The following is a 2,186-nucleotide window of genomic DNA, read 5'->3' as shown; positions in this document are numbered from 1 at the left end:
CCGGACATCGACCGCTAGAAGGAGCGAGCCCACGCATGCTGCCCGACGAGCTGGAAAAGACCCTGGACGGATTCGTCCACCACGCCGACCACCTGCGCGAGGCCGCCGTGGACGTGCTCTACGCCCTGCAGAACCACTACGGCTACCTCTGCGACGAGGCCCTGGAAGAGGCCGGGCGACGCCTGGACATGACCCCCGCCGAAGTGGAGGAGCTGGCCACCTTCTACGACTTCCTCTACCGCGAGCCCGTGGGACGCTACGTGATCCACGTCTGCGACGGCGTGGTCTGCTGGATGCACCGCGTGGACGGCGTGTTCCGCCACCTCCAGGACGTGCTGGGCATCGAGGTGGGCGGCACCACCCCCGACGGCATGTTCACCATCCTGCCCACGGCCTGCATCGGAGACTGCCAGAACGCCCCGGGCATGCTGGTCAACGGCAAGTACTACGGCAGGCTGACCAACGAGAAAATCGACGAGATCCTCGCCCGACTGCGCGAACACGGCGAAGAGATCGTGGTGTGCAGGTGAACCATGGCTGAACCGGTCCTGTTCAAGCACCGTCGCGGCAGGCGCCACGCCTCCCTGGAGGACTACGTGGCCGACGGCGGCTACGAGGGCCTGAGGAAGGCGCTCGCCTCCATGGCCCCGGCCCAGGTGATCCAGGAAGTGCTCGACTCGGGCCTGCGCGGCCGGGGCGGCGCGGGCTTCCCCGCCGGGCGCAAGTGGGGCGGCGTGCCCCAGGACGGCGAACACCCGCGCTACATGCAGTGCAACGCCGACGAGATGGAGCCCGGCACCTTCAAGGACCGCCTGATCATCAACGCCGACCCCCACCTGCTCCTCGAAGGCATGGCCCTGGGGGCCTACGCCATCGGGGCCTCCAAAGGCATCATCTTCATCCGCCCCTCCTACGAGCTGGAGGCGGAACTGCTCACCCTGGAGATCGAGCGGGCCCGGGAGGCCAACTTCCTGGGCCGCAACATCCTGGGCACGGACTTCTGCTTCGACATCATCGTGCACCGCTCCGCCGGGCGCTACATCTGCGGCGAGTCCGGGGCGCAGCAGCGCGCCGTCATGGGCGTGCGGCCCAACCCCATCGAGACGGGCTTCCGCTCCGCCGTGCGGGGCCTGTGGAACAAGCCCACCGTGGTGAACAACGTGGAGACCCTGGCCCACGTGCCCGGCATCGTGCGCAACGGGGCCGCGTGGTTCAAGGGCCTGGCCCTCACCCCGGGCGGCGACGGCACCAAGCTCTTCCCTGTCTCCGGCATGGTGGCCAACCCCGGCTGCTTCGAGCTGCCCTCGGGAACCACCCTGCGCGAAATCGTCTTCACCCACGCAGGCGGCATGCTCCCCGGCAAACGCTTCAAGGCCGCCCTGCCGGGAGGCACGTCCACCAAGTTCGTCCCCGAGCGCCTGCTGGACATGCCCATGGACTTCCAGTCCATGCGCGAACAGGGCTACCGCCTGGGCACCGGCGCGGTCATCGTCTTCGACCAGGACACCTGCCTCGTGGCCGCCACGCTCAACATGATGCACTACTTCGCCCGCGAATCCTGCGGCTGGTGCACCCCCTGCCGCGACGGCCTGCCCCTGGTGCTGGACCTGCTGGGACGCATCGAGGACGGCTCGGCCAGCCGCGAGGACGTGGCCGAACTGGGCCGCACAGTGGCCTTCATGGACCACGCCAACTGCGCCTTCGCTCCCGGCGCGGCCGAACCCGTGCTGGCGCTCCTGGAACACTTCATGGGCGAGGTGGAGGCCCACCTGGACGGCAAGGGCTGCCCCTTCAAAGCCCAGCCCGCCCTGCCCTGGCGGGGCGAACCCCAGCGGGTGTTCACCTGGCCCGGCGAGCCCGAAGGGGCCTGCCCCGGCGCGCGCCCCAGACCCAAACCCAGGCGGATCGTCTCATGCCCGATCTGATCATCGACGGACTCAAGGTGAGCGTCCCGACGGGGACCCTGGTCATCGACGCGGCCGAGCGCCTTGGCATCATGATCCCGCGCTTCTGCTACCACCCGGCCCTGGGCGGCGTGGGCTCCTGCCGCATGTGCGCCGTGATGTTCGGCGACGGCCCCGTGAAGGGTCTGCGCATGAGCTGCATGGTCAAGGCCCAGGACAAGATGGTGGTGGACACCGGTCACCCCGAGGTGCTGGAGTATCGCGAACACATCGCCAAGCTGC

3 protein-coding genes are annotated in these 2,186 nt (G+C 69.0%); all 3 read left to right on the top strand.

Features of this window, described 5'->3' with window-relative positions:
• The first annotated feature begins 35 nt into the window (after window positions 1-35).
• Window positions 36-530 (top strand): NADH-quinone oxidoreductase subunit NuoE, encoded by a 495-nt coding sequence (gene nuoE, locus ACV4UX_RS17005; RefSeq protein ID WP_173080539.1) that lies wholly within the window; start codon window positions 36-38, stop codon window positions 528-530.
• 3 nt (window positions 531-533) lie between these two features.
• A complete protein-coding gene (locus ACV4UX_RS17000) occupies window positions 534-1,925 on the top strand; it encodes a complex I 51 kDa subunit family protein (protein ID WP_491594471.1) in 1,392 nt (463 codons plus the stop codon).
• The coding region (locus ACV4UX_RS16995; protein ID WP_491594470.1) for a 2Fe-2S iron-sulfur cluster-binding protein at window positions 1,913-2,186 on the top strand (274 nt) is incomplete at its 3' end. The genes ACV4UX_RS17000 and ACV4UX_RS16995, both read left to right, overlap by 13 nt.

The sequence above is a fragment of the Fundidesulfovibrio sp. genome, assembly GCF_058402725.1.
The sequence above is the reverse complement of the archived record's forward strand: the minus strand, read 5'-3'. Positions and strand labels throughout refer to the sequence as shown.

What these genes read in the sequence shown, in the direction of transcription:
- nuoE (WP_173080539.1), top strand. Translation starts at nt 36, where the DNA reads ATGCTGCCCGACGAGCTGGAAAAGACCCTGGACGGATTCGTCCACCAC.
- ACV4UX_RS17000 (WP_491594471.1), top strand. Translation starts at nt 534, where the DNA reads ATGGCTGAACCGGTCCTGTTCAAGCACCGTCGCGGCAGGCGCCACGCC.